This is a genomic window from Exiguobacterium sp. s121, assembly GCF_018617245.1.
Taxonomy (GTDB): domain Bacteria; phylum Bacillota; class Bacilli; order Exiguobacteriales; family Exiguobacteriaceae; genus Exiguobacterium; species Exiguobacterium profundum.
The window spans coordinates 751,174-777,195 of the sequence record NZ_JACSJV010000001.1 but is presented as its reverse complement, the minus strand read 5'-3'; the positions used below and the strand labels follow the sequence as shown (position 1 = coordinate 777,195).

Here is a 26,022-nt window from a genome sequence, read left to right as displayed (position 1 = left end):
TGATCTATTTTGACATCCCCTATCCACCACGAGACGATGCTACCAGCGGCTCCAACGCTTTCTGACGTCTCTTCTCTTATTCAATCTATCCAGACACGGTATCCTCACTTAAGCGTAGAGCGCTATGAAGAACGGGCTATTCGGGCGCTCGAGACAAAAACGCTAACACAAGATGTAGTATATGACTTATTGACGATGCATGCCCTCGATATGTTGAAAGCCGAAGAACCGGACTGGACGTTCGTGGCAACGGAAATGTACTTGAACCGCCTCTATCTTGAAGCGGCACGCAACCGCGGTTACGAAGCATCTATGCGTTATGGTAACTTCTATCAACTGGTCGAGACGTTAACATCAAAACGAATTTTCACGTCAGCGCTTCTCGATACGTATTCAAAAGAAGACATGGACCATCTCGAAACATTGATCGATCCATCCCGTGACCGTCTCTTCACATATATCGGACTCCGCACGTTGTCGGACCGCTATCTTGGGCGCGATCATGTGAAGAACCTTTATGAGCTTCCACAGGAGCGCTTCATGGTCATCGCGATGACGCTCATGCAAAAAGAAGATGAGACGACTCGATTGAAGCTCGTCGAAGAAGCTTATTGGGCTTTATCAAACCTTTATATGACGGTCGCGACACCAACGTTGTCAAACGCCGGTAAATCATATGGACAGCTCAGCTCTTGTTTCATTGATACAGTTGATGACTCCCTCCGTGGCATTTATGATTCGAACACCGATGTGGCGACGCTCTCAAAAGGTGGCGGTGGAATCGGTGTCTACCTCGGGAAAATCCGTTCACGTGGTAGTGACATCAAAGGATTCAAAGGCGTCTCAAGTGGTGCCCTTCCTTGGATGAAGCAATTGAACAACACGGCCGTCTCTGTCGACCAACTCGGTATGCGTCAAGGCTCAATTGCCGTCTATTTAGACATTTGGCATAAGGACATCTTCGAATTCCTAGACGCGAAATTGAACAACGGGGATGAGCGCCTCCGGACACACGACTTGTTCACAGGCGTTTGCTTACCGGACCTCTTCATGCGTACGGTCGAGGCACGCGGCGACTGGCACTTGTTCGATCCACACGAGATTCGTACCGTGATGGGATATAGCCTTGAAGACTATTTTGACGAATCAGAGAACGGTGGAAGCTTCACAGAGAAATATATGGAATGTGTCAACACGCCAGAATTATCTCGTGTGACAGTTCCAGCCATCGACCTTGTAAAACGTTACATGCGCTCACAACTTGAAACAGGTACACCATATATGTTCTTCCGAGACGCAGTGAACCGCGCAAACCCAAACAAACATGCCGGGATGATCTACAGTTCAAACCTCTGTTCTGAAATTGCGCAAAACATGTCGGCAACGACAATCGAAGAAGAATACACACAAGACGGAAAAATCGTCATCACAAAGACTCCTGGTGATTTCGTCGTCTGTAACTTGAGTTCAATCGCACTTGCTCGTGCCGTGAAAGCCGATGTGCTCGAACGACTCATCCCGATTCAAATGCGTATGCTCGATAACGTCATCGATTTGAATACGATCGAAGTTCCACAGGCGATGATCACGAACCAGAAGTATCGTGCAGTCGGTCTAGGAACGTTCGGTTGGCATCACTTGCTCGCACTAGAAGGAATCCGTTGGGAATCGGTCGATGCCGTTCAATATGCAGAGAAACTCTATGAAAAAATCGCGTATCTCACAATCCAAGCATCGATGGAACTCGCCAAAGAAAAAGGAGCATTCGGCGTCTTCGAAGGTTCAGAATGGCATACAGGCGAATACTTCAAGCGCCGGAACTATCGTTCACACGACGACCTCGATTGGGACGGTCTCGCAGCAGAAGTACATCAAAACGGCGTCCGTAACGCCTATATGATGGCCGTTGCACCAAACTCATCGACGGCGATTATCGCTGGTAGTACCGCATCGATTGACCCGGTCTACAAAAAGGTCTACTCAGAAGAGAAGAAAAACTATAAGATTCCAGTCACGGTTCCCGACTTGACGCCGGACACGAACTGGTTCTATAAATCAGCATTTGAAATTGATCAATTATGGAGCATCCGTCAAAACGCGGCTCGCCAGCGCCACATCGACCAAGCAATCAGCTTCAACTTATACGTGAAGAACGATGTAAAAGCGACAGAGCTTCTTGCGATGCACCTCGAGGCATGGTCTCTTGGCATGAAGTCGATTTACTACACTCGTTCGACGACTGTCGAAGTCGACGAATGTGAGTCGTGTGCTTCGTAAACCGTCGTCATAATCATTATGTATATTTTATAGAAAGGTGGTCCACCCTATGAACATCGCAATCATCTGTCATTCGATGAGTGGAAACACAGAAGAAGTGGCATCGCTCATCGAATCGACACATCATCACCGTGGCGATACGGTCGTCCGCTATGATGCCGATCGCGTCGGATATCGCGAAGCTCAATCACTCGCTTCGTTCGACCTCGTCTATTTCGGCTCTTACACGTGGGCAGACGGAATCTTACCAGACGAAATGAAAGATACGTTCCGCCTCGTGTTAAAGGAACTCCAAGTGCCGATTCGACAAGCTGCGGTATTCGGAACCGGTGACAAGATGTTTGTACATTTCTGTCGCGCTGTTGACGAGATGGCGTACCACCTTTCAAAATACGGAATCCCACTTGCCGGGGAACTGCTTAAAATCGAGCAGTCCCCACGTAACCAACCGTTCAACGTCCAAAATTGGGCAGAGCGGATGGCTCACCATGTAGAAGAAGGAGTTATGCATCATGTCGATTCAGAAAATCAAATTATTGTCGCCCAAACATCCTAACCGGGCAACCGCCATCATTGGCGGGGAAACGAGTTCGATCGTCAATTGGAACGATATCGCGTATCCTCAGTTCTATACCATTTACAAACAGTTATTATCGAACTTTTGGATTCCTGATGAGATCTCAATGTCTAAGGATATGCAACAATGGCCGCAATTGACTGAACGTGAACAGGATGCATTCAAACGGATCATCGGACTGCTCTCGATTCTCGACTCGGTCCAGACACGATACATCCTCGAGTCTTCTATGTTCTCATCTGACTCGTCTGTACACGCCGTTCTCGCGGTCATCGCACAACAAGAGGTCGTGCACAATCAATCATACAGCTATGTCCTATCAAGTCTCGTGCCACTCGCTGAACAAAATCGAATCTTTGACATCGCCAAAGACGATGAAATGGTCATGAAGCGCAATCAATTCATCTTGGACTTATATGAAGCGTTCCGCGAGACTCCGAACGCTGAAAACTTTGCGAAATCGCTCGTTGCATCCGTCATTCTAGAAGGCATCAACTTCTATTCAGGATTCGCTTATTTCTACAATCTCGCCCGCCACCAAAAGATGGTCGGTACATCAACGATGATCAGTTATATCCAACGTGATGAGATGCAACATTCTTACTTCATCAGCCAGCTCTTACGTGCCGTGCTAACAGAAAATCCGAAGATTGATGAAAACGGAAAGTTCAGTCAGTTCGTATACGACACGATGGCAGAAGCGGTCGATCTCGAGATCGAGTGGTGTGAATACGTTCTCCGTGACCTCGATGGACTCGACGTCAGTGAAATGCGAGACTACGTCAAATACTTGGCGAATAAACGCCTCCGCGTCATCGGTCTGAATGACTTGTATGAAGGATTTGACGAAGATGTCATGCCTTGGATCCGTGCATACTCAGATGACTCGCTCAATGCGACAAAATCTGATTTCTTCGAACAAAAGTCACGTTCTTATGCGAAAGTGACAGACGCGAACGGATTTGATGATCTATAAAATTGAACCGAACCGATTTAATCGGTTCGGTTTTTTGTACATCAAAAAAACCCAGACAATCATGTCTGGGTTAATTCAAATCAATAATAAGTCTGAACATATTTGGCAATTCCTTCAGCCACACCTTCCGCCATTTGCTGACGAGACGTGTTACTTCGAAGGTAAGTCAAATCTGTTGGTGATGAGATAAATCCTAATTCGACGAGTGCAGATGGCATTGTATTATACGTAATAACGTAATAATTAGCTGTTTTCACTCCTCGGTTCGACATTCCACTCATTTTACCCGCCAAGTTGCTTTGAATGTTTGAAGCAAGGACACGACTTCGAGCGCTGTGCGCAGACTGAGAAGAATAGAACGTTTCTACCCCTTTCGCAGATGATGAACCGGCTGCGTTGACGTGCATACTTACAAACAAATCACCACGTAACGACTTCGCTGCAGCAACTCGCTGATCTAGAGTCAAATAGACATCAGTTGAACGAGTGAGACGTACATTGTAATCATATTTTGAGCGAAGATAAGCTTCTACACGTTTCGTTACATCGAGTACAATCGTTTTCTCATAGAGAGATCCATTAACTGCTCCTGGGTCTTTTCCACCGTGTCCTGGATCAAGGACGATGACTGTTCCAGTCGATGTGCTCGGCTTAGATGTCATCACGAATGCTGAAGAAATGAAAGCATCTTGTCCATTGAACTTGATTTTATGGAAACCATTGATTGTCCCATAATGTGAAACAGCTGTTCCGTGATTGAGTTGACCAACCACATTCGAATCAAGACTCGCTTTCGAACGAACGTTCAATACATCACCTGGTGTGTTGATGTATACCGTACCTTTTGGTGCAGCTTCCGGCGCTGCCGGGGCTTTCCCTTTCGTCAACCACGAACTCGCTGTGTAGTAGACTTTCGAGCCGATATGAACAGTCGACCAACTCGAATTGTACGCTTTGTATGAAACAGCCGTGTATTTCGGAAGAACCATGAGGACTTCCGAACTCTGATGGGTTTTCCCAAACAAGTTTACTGTACGGTTTGCATACCCTTGCGTGAGTCCATCATCCGGTTTCGTTGTCGTCGGAGGCTCCGTTGGCGTTTTCGACGTAGAGATCCAAGCTGTCGGTGTGTAATAAGTTTCACTTCCGAGATATACAATCGACCAGCTCGAGTTGTATTTGCTCGAGAGGACAGCCGTGTTCACGGGGAGTACCTTCTTCACCGCCGAACGTTGATTCCGCTCAGCGAAGAGTTTCATCTCCCGGTTTGCATATCCGTCTTTTTTCTCTACACCACTGTCCAATGTGCCTGCTGTGATGCCCCAAGTCGGCGTATAATACGTCTCGTTCCCGATATAGACAATCGACCAACTTGAATTATATTTACTCGAGACGACAGCCGTATGTTTCGGAAGAACTTTCTGCACTTTCGAACGTTGGTTGCGTTCAGCGAACAACTTCAACTCACGGTTCGCGTAGCCGTTTGTCCGCTCCACATTCGACTCTGTCAGTTTCGGTGCGATGTAAGCTTTTGCGGCATAGTACGTCTTGCCATTTAGGTAGACTTTTGCCCAAGAAGAATTATGAACGGCATACTTCACTTCCGTCCCTTTCTTCAACGTAGCGACAATCTTCGCCGATCGATGAGACGTGACTCGTACGTTTAAGTTCGCAGTTGTCAGACCAGTAGACGTTGCCGCCTGCGTCGTTAGCGAACTTGAAGTGGATGAAAGTTTCCGAATGTACTGGGCCGAGGCATAGTATGTACGATTGTTTACATACACTTTGTGCCAGGACTGATTATACGTTCCATACTTTACTTTCGTGCTTTTTGGTAATGTTTTCACTACCTTCCCACTCAGACTAGGGGATGTACGAATGTTCAAATTGACAGTCGTCTCTCCATCGTAAGTAGCAGCTTCAGCAGACGGAAGTTGCATACCAAACAAGAGGACCGTTAAGATGAGGGCAACTTTCAATAGTTTCATTTTCATCCAAAATATTCCTTTCTCATTGCGGCATTTCCTACTAACAACAATTTCATATTAGCATAATGCTTTTTTAAAAAAAGTAAATATTTGAAAAAAAGATGAATGTTTTTGATAAAAAGGTAAATGTTTTTATTTGACCGGTCGGATGATCAGAAACGTCTCCGCACCGTAACGTTCGATGGCGACAGTAAAACCTTCTTTAATCGAAGGATTCTCTGTAACAATCAATCCATCTCGTTTCTGTTGAATTACAAATCCGTCCAATCCTTCAATCGTTGCAATGCGACAAAAACGCTCGATATGTTGTTCTCGTTCTATATATCGGTCGAATCGCTCAAACGATTTAACTGGGACTCCACCCCAATAGCGACCTGGCTGATGTGATAAATAAGTACGCACCGATGTCTCCGTAATCGGATCCGGCGTATGATCAAATCGTCCAAAGTCCCGGGCCGACTTCTCTTCGATGAGGGCAAAGAGTGAATCGAACAGATTGAGATGGTAAGACTCTCCAAGAGACAAAACGGCACGTTGCAATTGCTCGATATGATGCTGTAGTGATTGACCTTTACGGTTCGGTTTTAACTTCTTATCGCCTTCATAAGCGTTCAAAATCCGCGCCACTTCCCCTGCCTCTTCAACAATTTGAAAATACAGCTTCTCTTTCGATTCTCCTCCCTCCGCCTCTGGTTGTTGCAATGCAATCGCATACTGGTTTGCCAGACACGTGGAGATCACTAGGACATCAAGCAACTCCTCTTTCAACTCATCCTGAGCCTCTCTCCTTAACGCGCCTCCTACTTCTCCTACTTCTTCTAACAATCGTGCTAACCCCGATAAAGGTTTCCAATAGCCACCTAAATGAAGAATCATCGTATCGATTTTTTGTTGAACTTCTCTCACGCTCATTCACCTATCTTTCTGCTTTATTTACCGCTTACATGATATACTATGCTCAACCTAGTTGTCTGGAAAGGGTGGGTTCCACATGTCATCGGCAAGACTTTGGCAATTGCTTCGATTCATTCTCGTCGTAATCGGTTTCTTTTTAATCACTTGGCTATTGAATATACTTTTCGAATATACATATCCGTTCGTATTTGCCTTGCTCTTGTCCTTGATGACCGTCCCGCTCGTCAACTTTTTCGAGCGAAAATCAAATATGCCTCGTGCACTCGGCACTCTCATTTCCTTGATCATCGTGCTTAGCATCGTCGTCGGAATCATCACCATCGTCATCATCCAATTGATTCATTATGCAACGGTGGCAGCGGAACGACTCCCTGAACAAATTGAGACACTCACCGAGTTTATCCAACGACTGTTCAATGAGAAAATCGCACCGCTCGTCAATGATGCATACGAGAGCTATCAGCAGTTAAATCCCGGACAGACGACCTCGCTCGAGGGAGGAATCACCGAGCTCGGTGTCCAACTCGCCTCAGCGATTGGTGTCTTGTCCCGCGGAGTGGCCAGTGTGCTACAAAACATGTTAGCGGCGCTCCCGCTCGTCTTGTTGCTCGTGGTCGTCATTGTCCTCGCCTGGTTCTTCATCACAAAGGATTGGCCATCATACGTCAACTCACTGAATCGTCTGAACAAACGAAAAGGATTCAAAGAATTCGAGGAAGTGATGATCAACCTCAAGTCTGCCCTATTTGGATACGTCCGTGCCCAGTTCACGCTCATCTCCATCACATTCGGGATCGTCTTGATCGGGATGCTCATCCTTCGTGTTGACAACCCGCTCTCTTTCGCTTTACTTGCGGGGTTCTTTGACCTCAGGGGTCGGTACGCTACTTATTCCTTGGGCCGCCTATGCCGCGGTGACAGGTGATTGGTTCGTTGCCATCGGATTGGTCGTGTTGTATATCATCGTCATCGTCCAACGCAACTTGGCTGAACCGAAAATTGTCGGTTCCCATATCGGATTGAATCCACTGGTCGCACTCATCTCCATCTTCGTTGGATTAAAGCTATTCGGTGTACTCGGCTTTATCGTCGGGCCCGTACTCGCAGTCCTGTTGAAAGCCGTATACAATGCCAAAGTGTTTCATTACATATGGCGATTTATCGTCGGTCCGCCTACGACGACAGCAAAAGAGCGATGAAATGTTGATTTCATCGCTCTTTTTTCATTTGAGGTACAGCCACTACGGGTTGATCGGATGTCGCCGGCTGGAGCGAGAGACCACTTGTCCCCGCTTCATAGGCAGCTACCGCCAAGATGCACGCATCGATAATATCGTCGATTTGGACGTTCGACATTTTCCATTTCCATGGAGAACTTTTCGAGTATTGCCGAAGTAACTCGATTCGCTCATCCTGCCCTTCGACCGTCTTTTTCGAATGACTTGCCTCATGCCCCATCATGACTGAAAAACAAACTTCCGGATGTGATTCGTAAACGTCAGATGCCTTCACCTGCTGAAACTCACGGATACGGGGAACAAGATTCCACGCTTGTTTACTGATTCCTTTGCCAACCAACGCCCGACTCCTTTCATTCGCTTCCTCATAAGTCGCTTCTTGCAACACCTCTTGAATCGGCGGAGTGAAGACGGACGACTTTCGTTGGCTGAGTCGGCAACGCATCCACGCATCGCATTCGCGGCTCGGATGGTCGACCGTTCCTAAATCTTTCGGCATATCCACAAAATGCATGGCACCATCAATCAGCAACTCCTCCAACGTCTCCGAAATCGTTAAACAAAGTGAGATGCTGTCATATGTGATCCGTACCCAACCGCCACGTGCACCATCAATTCCTACTCCTACCATGTCGTACCTCCTGTAACATCATCAACACGCCAAATACGGCGAGAAACACTGTACTCCCTAACCAAATACGGTTCGGCCACACCGTGTAGCATAAGCCACACAGAATCGCCAAACCGATTACTCCAGCTGCTCTTACCGATCCCACGATTCAATCATCCGTGCGAGGGTTCGAACCATGACACCAGTCGGCCCCTTCGGACCGAGGTCATTCGCTGCCGCTCGTTCGCTCGTTCCCGCAATATCGAGATGCAGCCATGGTGTATCGCCGACAAACTCACCGACAAATGCGCCACCAAAAATCATATGGCCGAAACGACCTGGTGAGTTATTCAAGTCGGCAACTTCCGATTTTCTCACCTTGTCGATGAAGACATCAAAGTATGGCATCTGCCACACGAGCTCGTTCGTCTCACGGCTCGCCGCTTCAAGCCAACGATAGAGCGAATCATCATTTGTCAGACAGCCTGTCACGTCTGTACCGAGGGCGACAAGAACGCCACCTGTGAGCGTAGCTACATCGATGATAGCTTTTGGTTCATACGTTTTCGCAAATGTGACCGCATCCGCTAGGACGAGGCGTCCTTCAGCGTCTGTGTTCAAGACTTCAATCGTCTTCCCATTCATGGCTGTGATCACATCATCCGGTTTGAACGCATCCCCAGAAATCATATTGTCGGTCGCACCGATGATGCCAATCACGTTCCGTTTTGGTCGTGTCAATCCGAGGGTTTCGAACAATCCGAGGACGGTAGCAGCGCCACCCATATCCCCTTTCATTCCGACGATTCCATCTTTTGGCTTGATTGAATAGCCACCTGTGTCGAATGTGACACCCTTTCCGACAACGGCAATCGGAGCTTCTTCCTCTGCCCCTCGATACTCGAGCACAATCAATTTTGGCGGAATCGTCGAACCTTGGTTCACTGCGAGCAATGCCCCCATCCCGAGTCCTTCCATCTCTTCTTTTTCAAGAATGCGGTATTTGAAATCATGACGTTTCGCCAACTCAACCGCGTAATCCGCTAACGTCTCCGCCGTCAAAATATTGGCCGGCATCATCGTCAACGTTCGAGCGACATTGACTCCTTTCCCATAAGCCACACCCGCATCGATATCCGTCTGGTCCACGTCACCGAGCAACGTGATTGTCGGTTCTTCGACCGTTTCATTTGGAGCAGACTTATATGTAGGATGGGCATAGGTCGCCATTTCATACGCTTCTGTAAACATACGCGCCGCTCCGTCCGTAAACGTATCAAGCGCTACCGCGACGTCCTTCAGTCCACGTGCTTTGATCAGCTTCGCGACTTTCCCGAACCAATTCCGAACATTCTCGGTCGTCATGTCATTTCGTTGACCAAGTCCGACAAATAAAACACGGGTCGTCTCCCCGGCGAATGTCGGAAGGATTGTCACTTCCCCCGTCTTCGTAGAGAGGTCTCCTGATTGAATAAGCGCTTTGACGCGTCCAGCAAACAATGTGTCGAGCCCCTCATCGATAGAATCAGCCGCTCCAATTCCGACGACGATTGTCTCGTAAGAATCGGTCCAATTTAATTGAGCAATTTGATACATATTGCCACTTCCCTTCTATATATATGGTAAGCATAACGAACTTCTCCAAAATAATGAAATAGTATGCGTAAGAGTCAAGAAATCTTCGAATTCATGGGCTATCTCCTCGTTGTGACGTTGTTTTATTTTATGATAGGATAAGAAAGTACGCAATCGGGCTTCTCTTCATCGTGAAGTGAGGCCAATTTGACTGGTCGAGGCTTCCCCTAGTCGTAGACCGTTGCTACTTTAACTTTCTCCGTTCTCGTTAATTCTTTTTTCTTTTCGGGTATGAAGTAACGAGGCAGGAAAGTACACTATTTCTTTGAAAAGAGGGACTACGCTTATGTCACACATTAAAGGTATTGGTGCATCTGCAGGAATTGCAGTTGCAAAAGCATTCGTCATGGAGACACCTTCATTCGATATCCCATCACACAAGATTGAAGATGTCGCTGCAGAAAAGGCTCGCTTCCACGATGCGATCGCACAATCTAAAACGGAGCTTGAAGCCATTCGCGAACATACACTTCGTGAGCTCGGTCCAGACAAAGCCGAGATTTTCTCAGCTCACCTTTTAATCGTTGAGGACCCAGAAATCGTATCGCAAGTGAACGACAAAATTGAAAGCGAAAACATGAACGCAGCGAAGGCACTTGACGAAGTCGCCCAAACGATGATCATGATTTTCGAATCAATGGATAACGAATACATGCGCGAACGTGCAGCTGATGTTCGTGACGTCACAAAACGTGTCATGGCTCACATTCTCGGAGTGACATTCGTGACTCCAGCTTCGATTTCAGAAGAAGTCATCATCATTGCCGAAGATTTGACACCATCAGACACGGCACAACTTAACCGTAAATACGTCAAAGGATTCGCGACGAACATCGGCGGACGTACGTCTCACTCTGCCATCATGTCACGCTCACTTGAAATTCCGGCAGTAGTTGGAACAAAAGTTGCCCTTGAAGAAATCAAAAACGGTGACCTCGTCATCATCGACGGAACAGAAGGTGACGTCTTCGTCAACCCTTCAGAAGATCTCGTCAAAGAATACGAAGGCAAACGTGCTGATTTTGAAGCGTACAAAGAAGAGTTGAAGCAACTCGTCAACGAAGAGTCAATCACAGCGGACGGTCACAAAGTGAAGCTTGCTGCGAACATCGGGACACCGAACGACCTCGAAGGCGTTTTGAAAAACGGTTCAGATGCAATCGGGCTCTATCGTACGGAGTTCCTATATATGGACTCTGAAACGTTCCCGACTGAAGAAGAGCAATACACAGCTTACAAAACGGTTCTTGAAGGCATGGAAGGCAAGCAAGTCGTCATCCGTACACTCGACATCGGTGGCGACAAAGAGTTGTCATACCTTGACCTCCCGAAAGAAATGAACCCGTTCCTCGGCTATCGTGCCATCCGCCTTTGCCTTGAGGAAACAGATTTGTTCCGCACACAACTTCGTGCCCTTCTCCGTGCCTCAGCTCACGGTAACCTTGCAATCATGTTCCCAATGATTGCGACACTCGAAGAGTTCCGCGCGGCGAAAGCCCTTCTTCTCGAAGAAGAAGCGAAGTTGAAAGAAGAAGGAATCGAAGTCGGAAAATATGAGACAGGGATGATGGTTGAAATCCCATCAACCGCTGTCATGGCGAAGCAATTCGCAAAAGAAGTCGACTTCTTCTCAGTCGGAACGAACGACTTGATTCAATACACGATGGCGGCTGACCGGATGAACGAAAAAGTTTCTTACTTGTACCAACCGTTCAACCCTGCCATCTTGAACCTTCTCCACAATGTCATCACTGAAGCACACAAAGCTGGCAAATGGGTCGGCATGTGTGGAGAGATGGCTGGAGAAGAACTCGCGATTCCAATCCTTCTCGGTCTTGGTCTCGACGAATTCTCGATGTCCGCTTCAAGCGTCCTTCGTGCGCGTAGCCTCGTGAAACGCTTGACGAAGTCGGAAACAGAAGCAATCGTCAACGAAGTCCTCAACATGGACACAGCTGAAGAAGTCGTGAACTTCCTTAGCGAAAAGTTCGACATTAAGAAATAATGGCAAAAGTCCTTCTCTCGCTCGAGAGAAGGACTTTTTTATATACTGCATTAGAAATCAAAATCGTCTGGGTCCGGACCGACACGTTGATATCGGTCGAGTGAGTCGATTCGTTCCATTTGATCTTTGGTCAATTCAAAGTCATGAACATCGAAGTTTTCTGCGATTCGATGTGGTTTGATGGATTTTGGAATAATCACCCATCCCGTTTGGAGATGCCACCGTAACAACACCTGGGCGACGGAACGATCGACTTCTTTTGCGACCTCTACTAAAGTCTGCTCTTCGAACAACCCTCCCTGCATAAGCGGTGCCCAAGCGACCGGTACGATGCCGTGCTCGCTCATATACGATGCTAACTCGGTTTGACGAAGCAACGGATGCCGTTCAACTTGGTTCACGGCTGGAACGAGGTCACTGTTTGCAGCCAATGTCTCGAGGTGATGGATTTGGAAGTTACTCACCCCGACTGCCCCGACACGTCCCTCTCGATACAACGTTTCGAGGGCACGCCAACTCTCGACCATCTTGTCTTCCACCGGCCAATGAATCAAATACAAATCTAACTGTTCCAATCCAAGACGAACGAGTGACGCCTCGTAGGCGGAGATGGCAGCATCGTAACCTTGATCGGCGTTCCATAGTTTCGATGTGATAAATAAATCTTCCCGGGAAATATTTGCGATTTCCATTCCTTTTCGGATTCCGTCACCGACCCCCTCTTCATTCTCATAAACGGCTGCCGTATCGATATGACGGTATCCTTGACGAATCGCCTCGACGACTGCATCCATGACTGTATCCCCATCTTCAACTTTGAAGACGCCAAGTCCAATAGTAGGAATGGCTTTCTGACCGTGATTCAATTGTATGGATTGTTTCATTTGTACCCCTTCTTTCGTGAGAATTCTCCTTCACTATAAGGGGGATTCTCCTTTTCCGGAATAAGGCACATTGAAGTAACTACACAAATCGAGCCGCCCCATGATAGGAGCGGCTCGTAATCATTTATTCTGGTCCTCTGTCATCGGCTCTAAAGTCGAGCGCTTCACCCGCGACGACAGTCTCACCGAATGGTACGACGACGACTTTTCCGTCCCCGTTCGTCCAAATGATTGGTGTAATCAGTGACGGCACTTTATCACGAATCGCGCTGAGGTCGACTTCGAGAAGGACGTCTCCCGCTTCGACCCGGGCGCCTTCTTCGACTCTCGCTGTGAATCCTTCCCCTTTCAGGTTGACCGTATCGAGACCGACGTGGATCAATAGTTCACGTCCATCGTCAGCCAAAATGCCAATCGCATGTTTCGTCGGGAAGAATGTCGTGATTTGACCGGTCACCGGCGAAACGACCTGTCCGGAACTTGGTTCAATCGCAAACCCTTCTCCCATCATGCGACCCGAGAAGACTTGATCCGGCACATCATCAAGTGATAACAGGACACCAGACATCGGAGCCAAGAAGCGATGATCGGCTTGTTCAGCCGCTTCCGGTGTAATGACTGCCTTCTCTACTTTTTCTTTCGGTTTGTATTCGCCACCTTCGATGATGGTCGCGATTTGTGATTTGAGCGTGTCCGATTTTGGTCCGAAGATGGCTTGGATATTGTCTCCTACTTCAAGGACACCAGCGGCACCGAGCGTTTTTAGAAGGTCTTTGTCAACTTGTTTCACGTCATTGACGGTGACACGAAGTCGCGTGATACATGCATCTAAATGTTTAATGTTTTCAGGACCACCGAGTCCGACGAGCACTTCATATGGCAAGTCGTCCCCAATCCCCGCTTTGTCCCCTTTCGTGCCAGTCTGCACGTCACGTCCAGGAATTTTCAGGTCAAACTTCGTAATAGCGAATCGGAATCCAAAGTAGTAGATGACCGCAAAGACGAGACCAACCGGGATGACGAGCCACCAGGCCGTCCGGTTCGGCAGGACCCCGAAGAGCAGATAGTCAATGAGACCACCAGAGAAGGTCATCCCAATCTTGACGTTCAGTAAATGCATCGTCATGAAGGAGAGACCGGCAAAGACGGCGTGAATTCCGAAGAGAAGTGGTGCAACGAAAACGAATGAGAATTCGACTGGTTCTGTGATCCCTGTCAAGAATGACGTAAGGGCAGCCGAGAAATAGAGACCCTCGACGTCTTTCCGCCGTTCTTTCGGAACCGTGTGGAACATGGCGAGACAGGCTGCTGGTAAGCCGAACATCATGAACGGGAATTTCCCGGTCATGTACGTACCGGCTGTGAATTCCACGCCGTCACGCAGTTGTGCGAAGAAGATCCGCTGGTCACCTTGTACGAGATCACCTGCTTGGTTCGTATACTCCCCGAATTGGAACCAGAATGGAGAATACCAAATATGGTGAAGACCGAACGGAATCAAGGAACGTTCTACTAATCCAAAGATGAATGCTGATAAGGCAACGTTTGCCTCGATGACCGTACTTGAGAACGTGTTGATCGCATTCCCAATCGGTGGCCATATATATGCGAGCGCAATCCCGATAATCAAACTGAATGCGGCCGTCGCAATCGGGACGAACCGCTTCCCTGCAAAGAACCCTAAGAAATCTGGCAACTTGATGTTGAAATACTTGTTGTACGCATAGGCTGCAACAAGACCTGCGATAATCCCCCCGAATACCCCCATTTGGAGTGTCGGAATACCGAGAACGGTGGCATACTGCGGATCACCTTGAGCGATTTCCGCGGTAATCCCATTCCATGTGCTAATGACTTTGTTCATGATCAAATAACCGACAATGGCTGCTAGACCAGCAACCCCGTCCCCGTTCGCCAGGCCGATCGCGACCCCGACGGCAAACAGTAACCCTAAGTTTGCGAAGACGATGTCCCCGGCATCTGTCATGACTTGCCAAATCAGGACAAGTGAGTCATTCGCCAGAAACGGGAGCAATTCAACGAGGTCCGGGTTTTGGAATGCGGTACCAAACGCCAAGAGAAGACCGGCTGCCGGTAAGATTGCAACCGGAAGCATGAGTGCTTTCCCGACCCGTTGTAAAACGCCAAACACTTTCTTCCACATCATGGTTCCCTCCTTTGTCAGAATACTTACTTTTTCCCTCTAACGTTTGGATGAAACCGTTTCACATAAAAAGAAAAGACCAACCCCGAAGGATTGGTCTAGGTCATCAATTAGTTAGCTTTCTTTTCGTTACCTGAAGCGATGACCGCTTGGATTTCTGATTTCAATGCGTCCGAACGTGGTCCGAAGATTGCTTGAATGTTGTTACCAACTTCAAGGACACCAGATGCACCAAGGCGTTTCAACTCATCTTTGTTGACTTGGTTCTTATCTTTTACTTCGACACGAAGACGTGTGATACATGCATCGAGGTGCTTGATGTTTTGTGAGCCACCAAGACCGACGAGGATATCTTGTGCAAGTTCCGAACCAGTAGCTGTTGACTGTTCAACAACTTCATCTTCACGACCTGGTGTTTTAAGGTTGAATTTGCGGATAACGAAACGGAATCCGAAGTAGTAAACAACCGCGAACACGAGACCGACTGGAATAACGAGCCACCAAGCCGTACGACCTGGAAGAACACCGAAGAGCAAGAAGTCGATCAAACCACCCGAGAACGTCATCCCGATTTTCACGTTCAAGATGTGCATTGTCATGAATGAAAGACCTGCGAATACCGCGTGTACTGCGAAGAGAAGTGGTGCTACGAACAAGAATGAGAACTCGATTGGTTCTGTGATACCAGTCAAGAACGATGTAAGGGCAGCAGAAGCCAAGAGACCACCGACAACCGCTTTACGCTCAGGACGTGCTTCGTGATACATTGCGAGTGCTGCTGCAGGAAGACCGAACATCATGAACGGGAATTTACCAGTCATGAACGTACCTGCTGTCAATTCAGCGCCATCACGAATTTGTGCGAAGAAGATCGCTTGGTCACCACGTACAACATTACCCGCTGCATCTGTGTATGAACCGAATTCAAACCAGAACGGTGAGTAGAAGATGTGGTGAAGACCGAATGGAATCAATGAACGTTCGATTAAACCGAAGATGAACGCTGCGAATGTACGGTTTTCATTCAACATGAAGTTTGAGAATGAGTTCAATCCGTGCTGAACTGGTGGCCATACTAATAGTAGGACGAAACCAGCAACGACGGCTGCAACTGCCGTTACGATTGGAACGAAACGTTTACCAGCGAAGAAACCAAGGAACTGTGGCAATTCGATATTGAAGTACTTGTTATAGGCCCATGCGGCGATGAGACCCATGATAATCCCTCCGAATACCCCTGTTTGGAGTGTTGGGATACCGAGTACGTTCGCGTAAGCTGGATCACCTTGTGCCAATACTTCAGGTGTGAGTTCGAGCCAAACACCCATGACTTTGTTCATGATCAAGAATCCAACGATTGCTGCAAGTCCGGCTACCCCGTCACCTGCTAAACCGATGGCGACACCGACTGCGAACAAGAGCGCCAAGTTCGAGAAGATGATTCCACCTGCTTGCTCCATCAATTGAGCGAATTTCACGACGCCTTCGTTCGTTAACCAACCAGCGCGTGATGTAAGTTGTGGGTTTTGCATTGCGTTACCGAATGCAAGAAGAAGACCGGCTGCCGGCAAGATCGCAACAGGAAGCATAAGTGCTTTACCGACTTTTTGAAGAACACCAAAGATCTGCTTAAACATCAACATTTCCTCCTTTTTTTAAGTACGTATAAACAATATGATAGCGGCGTAGATGTCAGACAACCGACGTATCTAAACGTTTTCATAAATCACGTTTATAAAAACAGAAAAGGCATGAATAAGGATAGAACGTAGACCTCTCCCAATGGAGACATCACATAACGTTCCACTCCTTACTCATGCCTGATCGAATCAGTAACACGTAAGACACGTGGTATCATTTATCTACTTGTTAGGCGCTGGAGATGCATCGTCAAATATGTCGCTTCACCTCGTGGGACGGGACGCTTTAATTCGCGTTCCATGATGCCCATCAGCTCCCAAGCAGTACTATAGCATAGCGGATATTCGTCGCGCAACACCTTTTCAATTTTTTGTGGTGCCTCGACCGTCTCACCTGTCGCGACCCGCTCAACGGCGTACCTTAAGTGCCGAAGTAAGCGCTTATAATCGAGTGATGTCCGGTCCATTTTCACGTTCAAACGACTCTCAATCGTCTGAACAATTTGCCCGATGATTTGATTATGACGGTTGACCTCGAGGACGTTTTTGAACGTCGTCGCCGAGTGAATATGAAGGGCGATAAACCCTGTTTCCGCATCCGGGAGCAAAACGTTCAATCGTTCATGGAACATATCGACAATCCGTTCCGCGAGCGCAAACTCGTTTGGGTAGAGTGATTCCGTCTCGAGTAAAAACGGATTCGTCACTTCCATCCCTTGTTCGATTCGCTTCATCGTGAAGAACAAGTGATCGGTCAAACCGATATGGATGTGCTCATCGACTTTCTTGCCCGTACTCGTCTCAATAAAGCCAACAATCTCTTGCATGAATGCAATGAAGTCCTCGTCGACATGTTTGACGAGTTCCTGATATTGTGATTGCTCTTCTTTATCTGTCAGTTGATACACTTTCTCCGGGACGCTGGCCGGGTCGACGAGGTCGCCTGGTTTTTTGCCAAAGCCAATCCCCTTCCCGAGTAGAATGACTTCCGGATCCGTATCATGTTGACAAATGACAACGCTATTATTCAACACTTTTTTGATCGTATACATCGGTAATGTCATTCGCATCGCATCCCTTACTAAAAATCGTTTCGCTATCTAGTATATCGGTTCATGCCCTAAAAAAGTAGGGACAAAACAAAAAAGGCGAACATTTCTGTCGCCAATTAAAACATTGAATAACCGCTCTTTCGTAAGAAACGAATCGTCACACCAGCTAGAATTGCACCGAGCAATCCAAAGCCGAGCATGAATAAATCGAGAAGTTGCAACCCGACGAGTCCTTCATAGACACTCGTAAGCGCGGTCGATGTCTCGGTCACGTAACTCGAAAGTTTGACATTATCAATCATCATGATGACAAAAATCGGATAAATGAACACAAGTGTCCATGTCTTTTTAAGTAACATATTCAAGATGAAGCCGATACTGAAAAAAATCGTCATATATAAAACGGCTCCAATGACTGCTTGGATAATATGCATGTATTGCCCCCCTTGTCCGCTCTTCATTATACAAAATTTCGACCAACGAGGTCAAAGAACTTCCTATGACAATTTCGAAAGAAAAACAGCCCGTTCTGAGATAGAACGAGCCGTGCAATCATGAAATTAGAACTTCCCTTTTTTAAGGACGAGTCCGTACTTTTTCAATTCGATGAAGTGTTTGTTGTCGATGACTTTTTTCATGAACGAAGCGTTGCGACCGAAGATTTTCTTGCCCATCACGATTCCGATTCCATCGTTATGTCCGAGTGAAGCGACCGTTCCCTTGCTCTCGTAAGTGAACTTCGATGTCGATTTTCCATTGATGAGCGCCGCAATGTTTTTCGCAACGTTATGTGCTTGTTGTGTCGCGATTTGTGCCGTCGGTGGGTATGGACGGTTCGATGCAGGATCCATGACCGCTGAGCAGTCACCGATGATGAAGACGTTGTCGTGACCTGGTGCACGGTTGTCCGCTTCCACCATGACACGGTTACGGACCGCTTCAAATCCTGATTTTTCGATGATCGGGCTACCACTTACGCCACCTGTCCAGATGATCGTGTTGGCACGAATCGTTTCTGTCGTGTCACCTTGAAGTGGACCGAATGTCACCACACCTGGCTCGACACCTTTGATTCCGTTACCAAGTTTCATCTCGACACCGTTACGTTCCAACCATTTCTGTGCGTACGTTGTGAGTTCTGGGTCGAAACCAGGAAGAACTGTTGGTGCTGCTTCAATGTTGACGATGCGAACCGCTTCGCGTGGAACGTCATATTGTTTGCAAAGCTCTGGAATCCGGTTGACGATTTCACCGAGGAATTCGATTCCTGTGAATCCAGCACCACCGACAACGATCGTCACGAACGAATTGTCAGAAGAACCATTTGTTTTATATTGAGCGAATGAATATTCGATGTGCTCTTTGATTTTACGAACACTGTTCAACGAGCTGATTGTCATCGCATTTTCTTTCAAGCCTGGGATACCGAACGTTTCAGGTACACCACCGAGACCGATGACGACATAGTCGTATTCGACAACTGAACCATCTTCGAGTGTGACTTGTTTCGCAGCAGTATCGACGCGATCGACGATCCCTTTGACAAGTTTCACACGTGACGGGTTCACAATATCGTTAATGTAGATGCGTGCTTGATCTGGGTTCATCGTTCCAGCAGCTGGTTCGTGAAGCCATGTCGTTTGGTAGTGATAATCATGCTTGTTGATAAGCGTAATGTTCGCATCACCTGCAGCGAGTGTCTTTTGAAGGTTGACGGCTGTGATGAGTCCACCGAAGCCCGCACCAAGAATAACAATGTTAGGTCGTTTCATGTTCATTTCCACCTTGTTTAAAATTTTGTTTTTTTGAACAACTATGTTGTGTGTTTCTTCACATAGACGTTCACAATAAAGCCTATTCTTGTTCAACATCTGTTCACAATTGCTTCTGTTTTATTGTACGCTCTTTAATTTGAATTCTCAATGGAAAAGCTTATCTTCTTGAATTTTTTTTGAAAGTGTTGCATGTTTGTACTGAATGGATTTAATTCAATAAACTCTCTATAATAGATGTATACGCTTTGAGGAGGAATTCGATGAAGACGACGAAAGATGTAATCATCATCGGTGGCGGCCCAGTCGGACTGTTCACCGCATTTTATGCAGGCATGCGCCAACTCGATACGACGTTGATTGAAAGCTTACCGCAACTCGGTGGTCAGTTATCAACGCTCTATCCTGAAAAATATATTTATGATATTGCCGGTTTCCCGAAAGTGAAAGCACAGGACTTGATTGATCAACTAAAAGCTCAGGCCGATCAATTCGAACAAGACTACCGTCTCGGCGAAACGGTGGAAACGGTCGAACGCCTCGAGGACGGCACTTTCGTATTGACGACGAACAAAGAAGAGTATCATACGAAAGCCATCATCATCACAGCCGGAAACGGTGCCTTCTCAGCCCGCCCACTCGGTCTTGATGGCTGCGAAGATTATGCCAACCTTCATTACTTTGTTGACAACATGGAGAAATTCCGTGATCGCCGTGTCATGATTGCCGGCGGTGGCGATTCAGCCGTCGACTGGGCACTCATGCTTGAAGGAATCGCAAAAGAAGTACACATCGTTCACCGTCGTGACCGCTTCCGTGCTCATGAACATACGGTAGAACAGATGAAGGCATCGACGATTAACGTCCTTACGCCTTACAACATCGAGTCACTGTCTGGTGAGACACACATCGAATCTGTCGAATTGACAGATAAGGATGGCGAATCAAAAATCGTTGAAATCGATGATTTGATTTGTAACTACGGATTCGTTTCATCGCTCGGTCCAATCAAGAACTGGGGAATGGAATTCGAGAAAAACACAATCCGTGTCGATTCACGTATGGAAACGACCGTTGCCGGCATCTTCGCTTGCGGTGATATCGCGACATACGAAGGGAAAGTAAAATTGATTGCGACCGGTTTCGGTGAAGCCCCAATCGCCATCAACCAAGTGAAACAGCTCGTGGATCCGACTGCTCGTCATCCGCAACACTCGACATCTGTATTTGCTGGGAAATAACCAAAAACGCTTCTGTGGACCACATCCACAGAAGCGTTTTTTATCTTTTCATCGTTTGAACGATGACCCGGTCAATCCAGTCATCGAGTTGCGTAAACACAAATCCCGCCTTCTTCGCCTCAGCAATCGACATATAATAGTCGACATCCGAATCATACGGCGACGAGTCTCCATCTTTTATAATATGGACGGGTTTTCCGACGTGTTGACCGATTCGCTCCATCAAGGCCCCCATCGAGATGAGTCCATCACTCGCCGCATTGAACGGTCCTGTCACATTGGCACGACCGACCCATTCTAAGAAGGCGGCCGCTTCCGCACTCGAGATGAAGCCCATCTTTGCTTCCGGGTGATGCAAGACAACCGGTTCCTCGTTCCGGATTGCATCTACATAAAACTTCAATCGGTCTGTATAGTCATCCGGACCTAACACGATCGGTAATCGTACGGTCGCCACCGGGAAAGAGGCGCGATGGAAGAAGAATGATTCCGCCTCGCGTTTCCCTTGTCCGTAGTCATGTTCGGATTCAAGATGATATTCGTAATGGAGCGGATTGAAGTCGCTCTCTTTTAAATCAGGACCAGGCGCGTAGACCGACATCGTCGACGTGAGCACATATTTCCCGACTTTGTCCATGAACGCATCCGAGGCGATTTTTGCCTGATACGGAGTAAAACAAATGTTGTCATAGACGAGGTCGTACCGTTCGCGGGCCAAGTCTTTCATCGTCGCGACCGATTGCCGGTCTCCTTTGACAGACCGAATCCCTTCAGCTTCCGGCACCTGTAGTTGCCCTCTCGTCACAATCGTCACATCATCCCCTGCTTCAGCAAGTCGCAATGCGAGCCGTTTTCCGAAATAGCGTGACCCTCCGAATATCAATACTTTTCTCATGACCCTGAATCCTCCCATTTGTAATGACGTCCCTACTCATTTTCCCTTCAAAGAAACAGACTAATCTACCACTTTTACACGTATTCTTGCTATTCTAATAAGTAAAGACTTGTTAGGGGGCTCGAATATGCACCAAATCATGTTAGAAAAAGGATGGACGTATGAACTACCACCACAGTATGCGATCTATCAGAGCTTATCTGATTTCAGTCGTTACTCTGTCCTCGATCAAGAGGAAGAGAGTGTCTGCTCATTCCGCATCACGAATGACACGTGTACAATCACAGGCTTTCGGCCTTGGCAACATCACATCGAACTCGACGTAACTGCAAAAGTCATTCGGTTGATTTTGACAGAAGAAGAATAAGAACCGATCGCACTCGCGATCGGTTCTTATTCTTTAGCATTCTCCTGGCGTACCTGCATTCGTCGCTGTCCGGAAACTCGAACCGCAACCGCATGTTGCAATCGCATTTGGGTTTTTAATTGTGAAACCCCCACCGAGCATCGACTGCTTATAATCAATCTCGAGGCCATCAACGACCCCATGATCCACTTCCGCAACGATGACGCGGACACCATGATGGTCGAATTGAATGTCTTTGTCCGTCTTCTCCTCGTCGAAGCCCATCCCGTATGAAAGTCCTGTACATCCGCCACCTTGTACCTTCACTCGCAAGTATTGCGCATCCGGGCGTTCCGTCTGTTTCATCATCTCTAGCACTTGAAGTGCGGCTGACTCTGTTAAATGAATCATCTGAACTCCTCCTCATATATCTTCAATTCAAGTCAATTGACTTGTCATCTTGTGGATTATCTTGTATAACTAAACTGTAACAAAAAAAATTAAATCGTTCCATCTTCGGGGCAGGGTGAAATTCCCGACCGGCGGTATTGAAGAATATATTCTTCTCAGCCCGTGAGCGAGCAAGGCGTTGCTTGCTGATTTCGTGAGATTCGAAAGCCGACAGTATAGTCTGGATGGGAGAAGATGGCGGCATCCGACCGATATCCGGATGTTTTCTTTGACGTGGACTTTTCCACCTCGGAAAACATCTCTTTCGTATGCGCGTAAACTCTCCCGATTGTCTTCATTGCAATCGGGTTTTTATATGCGACGGATGCCATTCATCGAGGAGCGACCTAAAGGAGAGATTCTGATGAAAACTACGCGCAACAAACGACTGACAACAATGGTGACTTTGGCGATGCTCGGGACGATCTCGTTCGTACTCATGCTATTCAACTTTCCGCTCCCATTTTTACCGCCATTCCTTAAAGTGGACTTTAGTGACATTCCTGCACTCATTGCCGGAATCGTCTTTTCCCCACTCGCAGGAGTCGTGGTCGTCGGTTTGAAAAACGTCTTGTACTACGTCTTTAACGGTGGCGGCGTTCCAGTCGGGGAAGTCGCAAACTTCTTCGCAGGTGTCGCATTCATGTACCCAGTTGCCTGGTTCTACCATAAGCGCAAGTCAAACAAAGCACTCGCTTCTGGATTACTTGCCGGTACAATCACAATGGCTCTTAGCCTCGCCATCTTAAACTATCTCGTCATCTTGCCAGCCTACGCCTTCTTCTTCGGAATGGCAGACATGGCCGACCCGGCGGTGAAAACGGATCTTGTCCTTTACGGGATCTTACCGTTCAACTTGATTAAAGCGATCTTGATCAGCGCGCTCTTCGTCCCACTCTTCTTGAAATTGAAGCCGTGGATCGAACGTCAACGCGTACAACTTCAAGCATAATCAATATACGAGCATCTAGGCGTTGCCTAGGTGCTTTTTTTAACCATATTGTAAGGAGGGGCATTCATTATGACAGACGAACAGGATTTGGTTCATTTTCTAAAACAAGACGCCGAGCTCATAAAGCTTCTCCACGCCGTCGCCAACCTCGATTTACCGGATTGTTGGATTTGGTGCGGGATATATTCGTTTAAAAGTCTGGGACCACCTTCACGGATACGAAACATCGACTAAAACAGATGATGTAGATGTGATTTATTTCGACCCAAACCAACCAGAGGAAGCAGTCGAAAAACAACTCGAAGAGCGATTATTCCGCCTCATCCCCGATGTACCTTGGTCTGTCAAAAATCAAGCGAGAATGCATCACGTCAACAACCTTCCACCCTATGCTTCATCGGTCGATGCGTTGGCACATTTTCCTGAGACCGTCACCGCGATCGGGGTACGTCTTCAATCGGATAGTTCCCTCATCCTCGCTGCCCCACACGGCATTCACGACTTGATCAACATGCACGTTATACCGACACCACCCTTTGATTCGAACTCTTCAAAGCATCCCATCTATCTGGAGCGGTTGCAGCAAAAGAACTGGTCCGCCAAGTGGCCAAACATCACCATACATACATCCTTCTCATACTAAAAAAACGCGACCACCGAAGTGATCGCGTTTTCTTATACCGATTAAAGAAGAAGTCCAGCCAATGTAGCTGACATCAAGTTTGCAAGCGTACCTGCAAGAATCGCGAGAACACCCATGCGTGCGATGTCACCACGACGGTTTGGCGCCATACCACCAAGACCACCAAGAAGGATCGCGAGTGACGAGATGTTTGCGAAACCACAAAGTGCGAATGCGATCATCGCTTCTGTACGAGCTGACAAATCACCAGAACCGATGATTGGAGCAAACTCAGAGAAAGCAACGAATTCGTTCAAGACTAGTTTTTGACCGAGGAAGCTACCGAATTGTACAGCATCCGCCCATGGTACACCAATCACGAATGCAAGTGGCGCGAAGACGTAACCGAGAATCAATTCGAGTGACAAGCTATCAAATCCGAAGAGTCCACCAACTGAACCGAGGATCAAGTTGACGAGCGCAATCAATGAAACGAATGCAAGAAGCATCGCACCGACGTTCAAGGCAAGGAAGAGACCGTCAGAAGCACCACGTGCCGCTGCATCGACGAAGTTCGCCGCTCTGTCTTCTTCATCTTCTACAATCTCGATGTCGTCATCGTACTCTTCTGTTTCTGGTACGATGATTTTCGCGAATAAGAGACCTGCTGGCGCTGCCATGAAGCTCGCTGCGAGCAAGTATTCGAGTGGTACACCGAGTGCTGCATAACCTGCAAGTACAGATCCGGCAACCGATGCGAGTCCACCGACCATGACTGCGAAGAGCTCAGACTGTGTCATTGTAGGAAGGTACGGCTTGATGACAAGCGGTGCTTCCGTTTGACCGACGAAAATGTTCGCTGTTGCTGAAAGTGACTCTTTACGTGACGTACCAAGTGCTTTCGCAAGGGCAGTACCGAGGATACGGATGACCCACTGCATGACGCCGAGGTAGTAAAGCAATGCGATTAATGATGACATGAAGATGATAATCGGAAGGACTTGGAATGCGAAAACGAAGTTGTCGCCACCGACTGCTGTTCCGAATACGAAGGCAATCCCGTCACCCGCTGTGTTCAAGACAGCTTGAACCCCATTTGAGATCCATTCAAGCGCCTTACGTCCCCATGCCGTATATAAGACGAGGAATGCAAATGCGAATTGAACAGCGAACGCTGCCAAGACCGTGCGCCATTTGATGGCTTTACGGTTGGTAGAGAAGATGTAAGCGATTGCAATTAGTGCCAAAATACCAACCACACTCATGATTTTCATTGATGTTGTGCTCCTTTCATATTAAACAAAACCAATTATATGTGTCATACCCGAAAAGAGATGTGTCCTACCGTTTGAAACGCTTTCTTTTTATCGTTGTTAAACGTCAGACAACCTACATTCGAACCTCTTAGAATATAACATCCCTCTTTTTAAAATGCAACGGGTGAAATAAAAAAGTTTGAGGTCATTTCCTCAAACTTTTTACCATGCCATCTCTTCGATTTTTTCATACACCTTCGTCACGAGCTCTTCTGGTGTTTCACCCGTCACCACTTCCCCGTCTACGAGGCAAAAGAGATCAAGGGAACAGACACCACAATAGCCTGTACAGCCATATTCGACCACATCAAGATCAGGGTCGGACTCTAATTTAGCCCGGGCAATTTGTGAGCCCATCGCCAAATTCGAAGCACAAAATTCGATGATCGGATTCATCATATATATCACCGTCTTTCTTTACGTGAATTATCGGAAAATGGTTCTTCTACGGCAGATTATAACATGAT

The 26,022-nt window shown here is 47.4% G+C and carries 22 protein-coding genes, 2 pseudogenes and 1 riboswitch; of the genes and pseudogenes, 10 read left to right on the top strand and 14 right to left on the bottom strand.

Annotation, left to right across the window (positions count from 1 at the left end; genetic code table 11):
- Positions 1 to 21: 21 nt before the first annotated feature.
- From KOG47_RS03970 to KOG47_RS03960, 3 genes are read left to right on the top strand one after another with little or no spacing between them, the layout of a single operon-like run.
- Complete coding sequence (locus tag KOG47_RS03970; RefSeq protein ID WP_371730226.1) at positions 22 to 2,277, top strand: ribonucleoside-diphosphate reductase subunit alpha; 2,256 nt, start codon at positions 22 to 24, stop codon at positions 2,275 to 2,277.
- 49 nt (positions 2,278 to 2,326) lie between these two features.
- Positions 2,327 to 2,833 (top strand): flavodoxin domain-containing protein, encoded by a 507-nt coding sequence (locus KOG47_RS03965; protein ID WP_215243792.1) that lies wholly within the window; start codon positions 2,327 to 2,329, stop codon positions 2,831 to 2,833.
- Complete coding sequence (locus KOG47_RS03960) at positions 2,790 to 3,830, top strand: ribonucleotide-diphosphate reductase subunit beta (protein ID WP_074036411.1); 1,041 nt, start codon at positions 2,790 to 2,792, stop codon at positions 3,828 to 3,830. The genes KOG47_RS03965 and KOG47_RS03960 overlap by 44 nt, the downstream gene beginning before the upstream one ends.
- A gap of 80 nt (positions 3,831 to 3,910) precedes the next feature.
- Here the strand turns inward: KOG47_RS03960 and KOG47_RS03955 are convergent, their stop codons facing one another.
- Positions 3,911 to 5,824, bottom strand: a complete 1,914-nt coding sequence (locus tag KOG47_RS03955) for an N-acetylmuramoyl-L-alanine amidase family protein (RefSeq protein ID WP_215243791.1) — start codon at positions 5,822 to 5,824, stop codon at positions 3,911 to 3,913.
- A 126-nt stretch (positions 5,825 to 5,950) separates the two neighbouring features.
- Complete coding sequence (locus KOG47_RS03950) at positions 5,951 to 6,730, bottom strand: MazG nucleotide pyrophosphohydrolase domain-containing protein (protein WP_215243790.1); 780 nt, start codon at positions 6,728 to 6,730, stop codon at positions 5,951 to 5,953.
- A 79-nt stretch (positions 6,731 to 6,809) separates the two neighbouring features.
- Here KOG47_RS03950 and KOG47_RS03945 point away from each other — a divergent pair, with 79 nt between their 5' ends.
- Positions 6,810 to 7,658 carry an AI-2E family transporter gene (locus KOG47_RS03945; RefSeq protein WP_251131800.1) on the top strand — a complete coding sequence of 283 codons (849 nt, stop codon included), beginning with the start codon at positions 6,810 to 6,812 and terminating at the stop codon, positions 7,656 to 7,658.
- Complete coding sequence (locus tag KOG47_RS14720; protein WP_251131799.1) at positions 7,597 to 7,932, top strand: AI-2E family transporter; 336 nt, start codon at positions 7,597 to 7,599, stop codon at positions 7,930 to 7,932. Before KOG47_RS03945 ends, KOG47_RS14720 begins: the two co-directional genes overlap by 62 nt.
- A 10-nt stretch (positions 7,933 to 7,942) precedes the next feature.
- Here KOG47_RS14720 and KOG47_RS03940 read toward each other — a convergent pair whose 3' ends face one another.
- Both KOG47_RS03940 and KOG47_RS03935 read right to left on the bottom strand, forming a co-directional pair.
- On the bottom strand, positions 7,943 to 8,602 hold the full coding sequence (locus KOG47_RS03940) for a DUF429 domain-containing protein (RefSeq protein WP_147538496.1): 660 nt from the start codon (positions 8,600 to 8,602) through the stop codon (positions 7,943 to 7,945).
- 132 nt (positions 8,603 to 8,734) lie between these two features.
- The gene (locus tag KOG47_RS03935) at positions 8,735 to 10,177 is read right to left on the bottom strand and encodes a leucyl aminopeptidase (RefSeq protein WP_215243789.1); all 1,443 of its coding nucleotides are present in this window, start codon (positions 10,175 to 10,177) and stop codon (positions 8,735 to 8,737) included.
- A 325-nt stretch (positions 10,178 to 10,502) separates the two neighbouring features.
- On the opposite strand from KOG47_RS03935, the gene ptsP reads away from it, so the two are divergent.
- The gene (gene ptsP, locus KOG47_RS03930; protein WP_074036404.1) at positions 10,503 to 12,221 is read left to right on the top strand and encodes a phosphoenolpyruvate--protein phosphotransferase; all 1,719 of its coding nucleotides are present in this window, start codon (positions 10,503 to 10,505) and stop codon (positions 12,219 to 12,221) included.
- Positions 12,222 to 12,271: 50 nt separating this feature from the next.
- Here the strand turns inward: ptsP and KOG47_RS03925 are convergent, their stop codons facing one another.
- The 6 genes and pseudogenes from KOG47_RS03925 to KOG47_RS03900 form a co-directional block, all read right to left on the bottom strand.
- On the bottom strand, positions 12,272 to 13,105 hold the full coding sequence (locus KOG47_RS03925) for an aldo/keto reductase (RefSeq protein WP_214690698.1): 834 nt from the start codon (positions 13,103 to 13,105) through the stop codon (positions 12,272 to 12,274).
- A gap of 124 nt (positions 13,106 to 13,229) precedes the next feature.
- A complete protein-coding gene (gene ptsG / locus KOG47_RS03920) occupies positions 13,230 to 15,269 on the bottom strand; it encodes a glucose-specific PTS transporter subunit IIBC (RefSeq protein WP_074036401.1) in 2,040 nt (679 codons plus the stop codon).
- A gap of 137 nt (positions 15,270 to 15,406) precedes the next feature.
- A pseudogene (gene ptsG / locus KOG47_RS03915) lies at positions 15,407 to 16,906 on the bottom strand (glucose-specific PTS transporter subunit IIBC); the annotation flags it as partial.
- 221 nt (positions 16,907 to 17,127) lie between these two features.
- On the bottom strand, positions 17,128 to 17,973 hold the full coding sequence (gene glcT, locus KOG47_RS03910; RefSeq protein ID WP_012726818.1) for a glucose PTS transporter transcription antiterminator GlcT: 846 nt from the start codon (positions 17,971 to 17,973) through the stop codon (positions 17,128 to 17,130).
- Between the two features lie 104 nt (positions 17,974 to 18,077).
- Positions 18,078 to 18,395, bottom strand: a complete 318-nt coding sequence (locus KOG47_RS03905; protein ID WP_047795135.1) for a YuiB family protein — start codon at positions 18,393 to 18,395, stop codon at positions 18,078 to 18,080.
- Between the two features lie 126 nt (positions 18,396 to 18,521).
- Positions 18,522 to 19,733: an NAD(P)/FAD-dependent oxidoreductase gene (locus KOG47_RS03900; protein WP_074033515.1), complete on the bottom strand. Its 1,212-nt coding sequence runs from the start codon at positions 19,731 to 19,733 to the stop codon at positions 18,522 to 18,524.
- Between the two features lie 263 nt (positions 19,734 to 19,996).
- Here KOG47_RS03900 and KOG47_RS03895 point away from each other — a divergent pair, with 263 nt between their 5' ends.
- Positions 19,997 to 20,974, top strand: coding sequence for an NAD(P)/FAD-dependent oxidoreductase (locus KOG47_RS03895; protein ID WP_012726821.1), 978 nt, complete (start codon positions 19,997 to 19,999; stop codon positions 20,972 to 20,974).
- 40 nt (positions 20,975 to 21,014) lie between these two features.
- On the opposite strand, the gene KOG47_RS03890 is transcribed toward KOG47_RS03895, so the two are convergent.
- Positions 21,015 to 21,869 carry an NAD-dependent epimerase/dehydratase family protein gene (locus KOG47_RS03890; protein ID WP_012726822.1) on the bottom strand — a complete coding sequence of 285 codons (855 nt, stop codon included), beginning with the start codon at positions 21,867 to 21,869 and terminating at the stop codon, positions 21,015 to 21,017.
- Positions 21,870 to 21,996: 127 nt separating this feature from the next.
- Between KOG47_RS03890 and KOG47_RS03885 the strand changes: the two genes are divergently transcribed.
- A complete protein-coding gene (locus KOG47_RS03885) occupies positions 21,997 to 22,236 on the top strand; it encodes a hypothetical protein (RefSeq protein ID WP_047795133.1) in 240 nt (79 codons plus the stop codon).
- 33 nt (positions 22,237 to 22,269) lie between these two features.
- Here KOG47_RS03885 and KOG47_RS03880 read toward each other — a convergent pair whose 3' ends face one another.
- On the bottom strand, positions 22,270 to 22,626 hold the full coding sequence (locus KOG47_RS03880; protein ID WP_074036395.1) for a HesB/IscA family protein: 357 nt from the start codon (positions 22,624 to 22,626) through the stop codon (positions 22,270 to 22,272).
- Positions 22,627 to 22,723: 97 nt separating this feature from the next.
- A riboswitch (FMN riboswitch) is annotated at positions 22,724 to 22,866 on the top strand.
- 163 nt (positions 22,867 to 23,029) lie between these two features.
- Between KOG47_RS03880 and KOG47_RS03875 the strand changes: the two genes are divergently transcribed.
- Complete coding sequence (locus KOG47_RS03875; RefSeq protein WP_012726825.1) at positions 23,030 to 23,617, top strand: ECF transporter S component; 588 nt, start codon at positions 23,030 to 23,032, stop codon at positions 23,615 to 23,617.
- A gap of 69 nt (positions 23,618 to 23,686) precedes the next feature.
- Positions 23,687 to 24,260 (top strand): annotated as a pseudogene (locus KOG47_RS03870) (nucleotidyltransferase family protein).
- Between the two features lie 41 nt (positions 24,261 to 24,301).
- Here the strand turns inward: KOG47_RS03870 and KOG47_RS03865 are convergent.
- Positions 24,302 to 25,513 (bottom strand): NupC/NupG family nucleoside CNT transporter, encoded by a 1,212-nt coding sequence (locus tag KOG47_RS03865; RefSeq protein WP_074036391.1) that lies wholly within the window; start codon positions 25,511 to 25,513, stop codon positions 24,302 to 24,304.
- 204 nt (positions 25,514 to 25,717) lie between these two features.
- Complete coding sequence (locus KOG47_RS03860; protein ID WP_012726828.1) at positions 25,718 to 25,954, bottom strand: YuzB family protein; 237 nt, start codon at positions 25,952 to 25,954, stop codon at positions 25,718 to 25,720.
- Positions 25,955 to 26,022 lie beyond the last annotated feature (68 nt).

What these genes read in the sequence shown, in the direction of transcription:
- KOG47_RS03940 (WP_147538496.1), bottom strand. Translation starts at nt 8,602, where the DNA reads ATGGTAGGAGTAGGAATTGATGGTGCACGTGGCGGTTGGGTACGGATC.
- KOG47_RS03925 (WP_214690698.1), bottom strand. Translation starts at nt 13,105, where the DNA reads ATGAAACAATCCATACAATTGAATCACGGTCAGAAAGCCATTCCTACT.
- KOG47_RS03945 (WP_251131800.1), top strand. Translation starts at nt 6,810, where the DNA reads ATGTCATCGGCAAGACTTTGGCAATTGCTTCGATTCATTCTCGTCGTA.
- KOG47_RS03935 (WP_215243789.1), bottom strand. Translation starts at nt 10,177, where the DNA reads ATGTATCAAATTGCTCAATTAAATTGGACCGATTCTTACGAGACAATC.
- KOG47_RS03885 (WP_047795133.1), top strand. Translation starts at nt 21,997, where the DNA reads ATGCACCAAATCATGTTAGAAAAAGGATGGACGTATGAACTACCACCA.
- KOG47_RS03965 (WP_215243792.1), top strand. Translation starts at nt 2,327, where the DNA reads ATGAACATCGCAATCATCTGTCATTCGATGAGTGGAAACACAGAAGAA.
- ptsG (WP_074036401.1), bottom strand. Translation starts at nt 15,269, where the DNA reads ATGTGGAAGAAAGTGTTTGGCGTTTTACAACGGGTCGGGAAAGCACTC.
- KOG47_RS03865 (WP_074036391.1), bottom strand. Translation starts at nt 25,513, where the DNA reads ATGAAAATCATGAGTGTGGTTGGTATTTTGGCACTAATTGCAATCGCT.
- KOG47_RS03900 (WP_074033515.1), bottom strand. Translation starts at nt 19,733, where the DNA reads ATGAAACGACCTAACATTGTTATTCTTGGTGCGGGCTTCGGTGGACTC.
- ptsP (WP_074036404.1), top strand. Translation starts at nt 10,503, where the DNA reads ATGTCACACATTAAAGGTATTGGTGCATCTGCAGGAATTGCAGTTGCA.
- KOG47_RS03960 (WP_074036411.1), top strand. Translation starts at nt 2,790, where the DNA reads ATGTCGATTCAGAAAATCAAATTATTGTCGCCCAAACATCCTAACCGG.
- KOG47_RS03890 (WP_012726822.1), bottom strand. Translation starts at nt 21,869, where the DNA reads ATGAGAAAAGTATTGATATTCGGAGGGTCACGCTATTTCGGAAAACGG.
- KOG47_RS03950 (WP_215243790.1), bottom strand. Translation starts at nt 6,730, where the DNA reads ATGAGCGTGAGAGAAGTTCAACAAAAAATCGATACGATGATTCTTCAT.
- KOG47_RS03880 (WP_074036395.1), bottom strand. Translation starts at nt 22,626, where the DNA reads ATGATTCATTTAACAGAGTCAGCCGCACTTCAAGTGCTAGAGATGATG.
- KOG47_RS03875 (WP_012726825.1), top strand. Translation starts at nt 23,030, where the DNA reads ATGAAAACTACGCGCAACAAACGACTGACAACAATGGTGACTTTGGCG.
- KOG47_RS03860 (WP_012726828.1), bottom strand. Translation starts at nt 25,954, where the DNA reads ATGATGAATCCGATCATCGAATTTTGTGCTTCGAATTTGGCGATGGGC.
- KOG47_RS03905 (WP_047795135.1), bottom strand. Translation starts at nt 18,395, where the DNA reads ATGCATATTATCCAAGCAGTCATTGGAGCCGTTTTATATATGACGATT.
- KOG47_RS03895 (WP_012726821.1), top strand. Translation starts at nt 19,997, where the DNA reads ATGAAGACGACGAAAGATGTAATCATCATCGGTGGCGGCCCAGTCGGA.
- KOG47_RS03955 (WP_215243791.1), bottom strand. Translation starts at nt 5,824, where the DNA reads ATGAAAATGAAACTATTGAAAGTTGCCCTCATCTTAACGGTCCTCTTG.
- glcT (WP_012726818.1), bottom strand. Translation starts at nt 17,973, where the DNA reads ATGACATTACCGATGTATACGATCAAAAAAGTGTTGAATAATAGCGTT.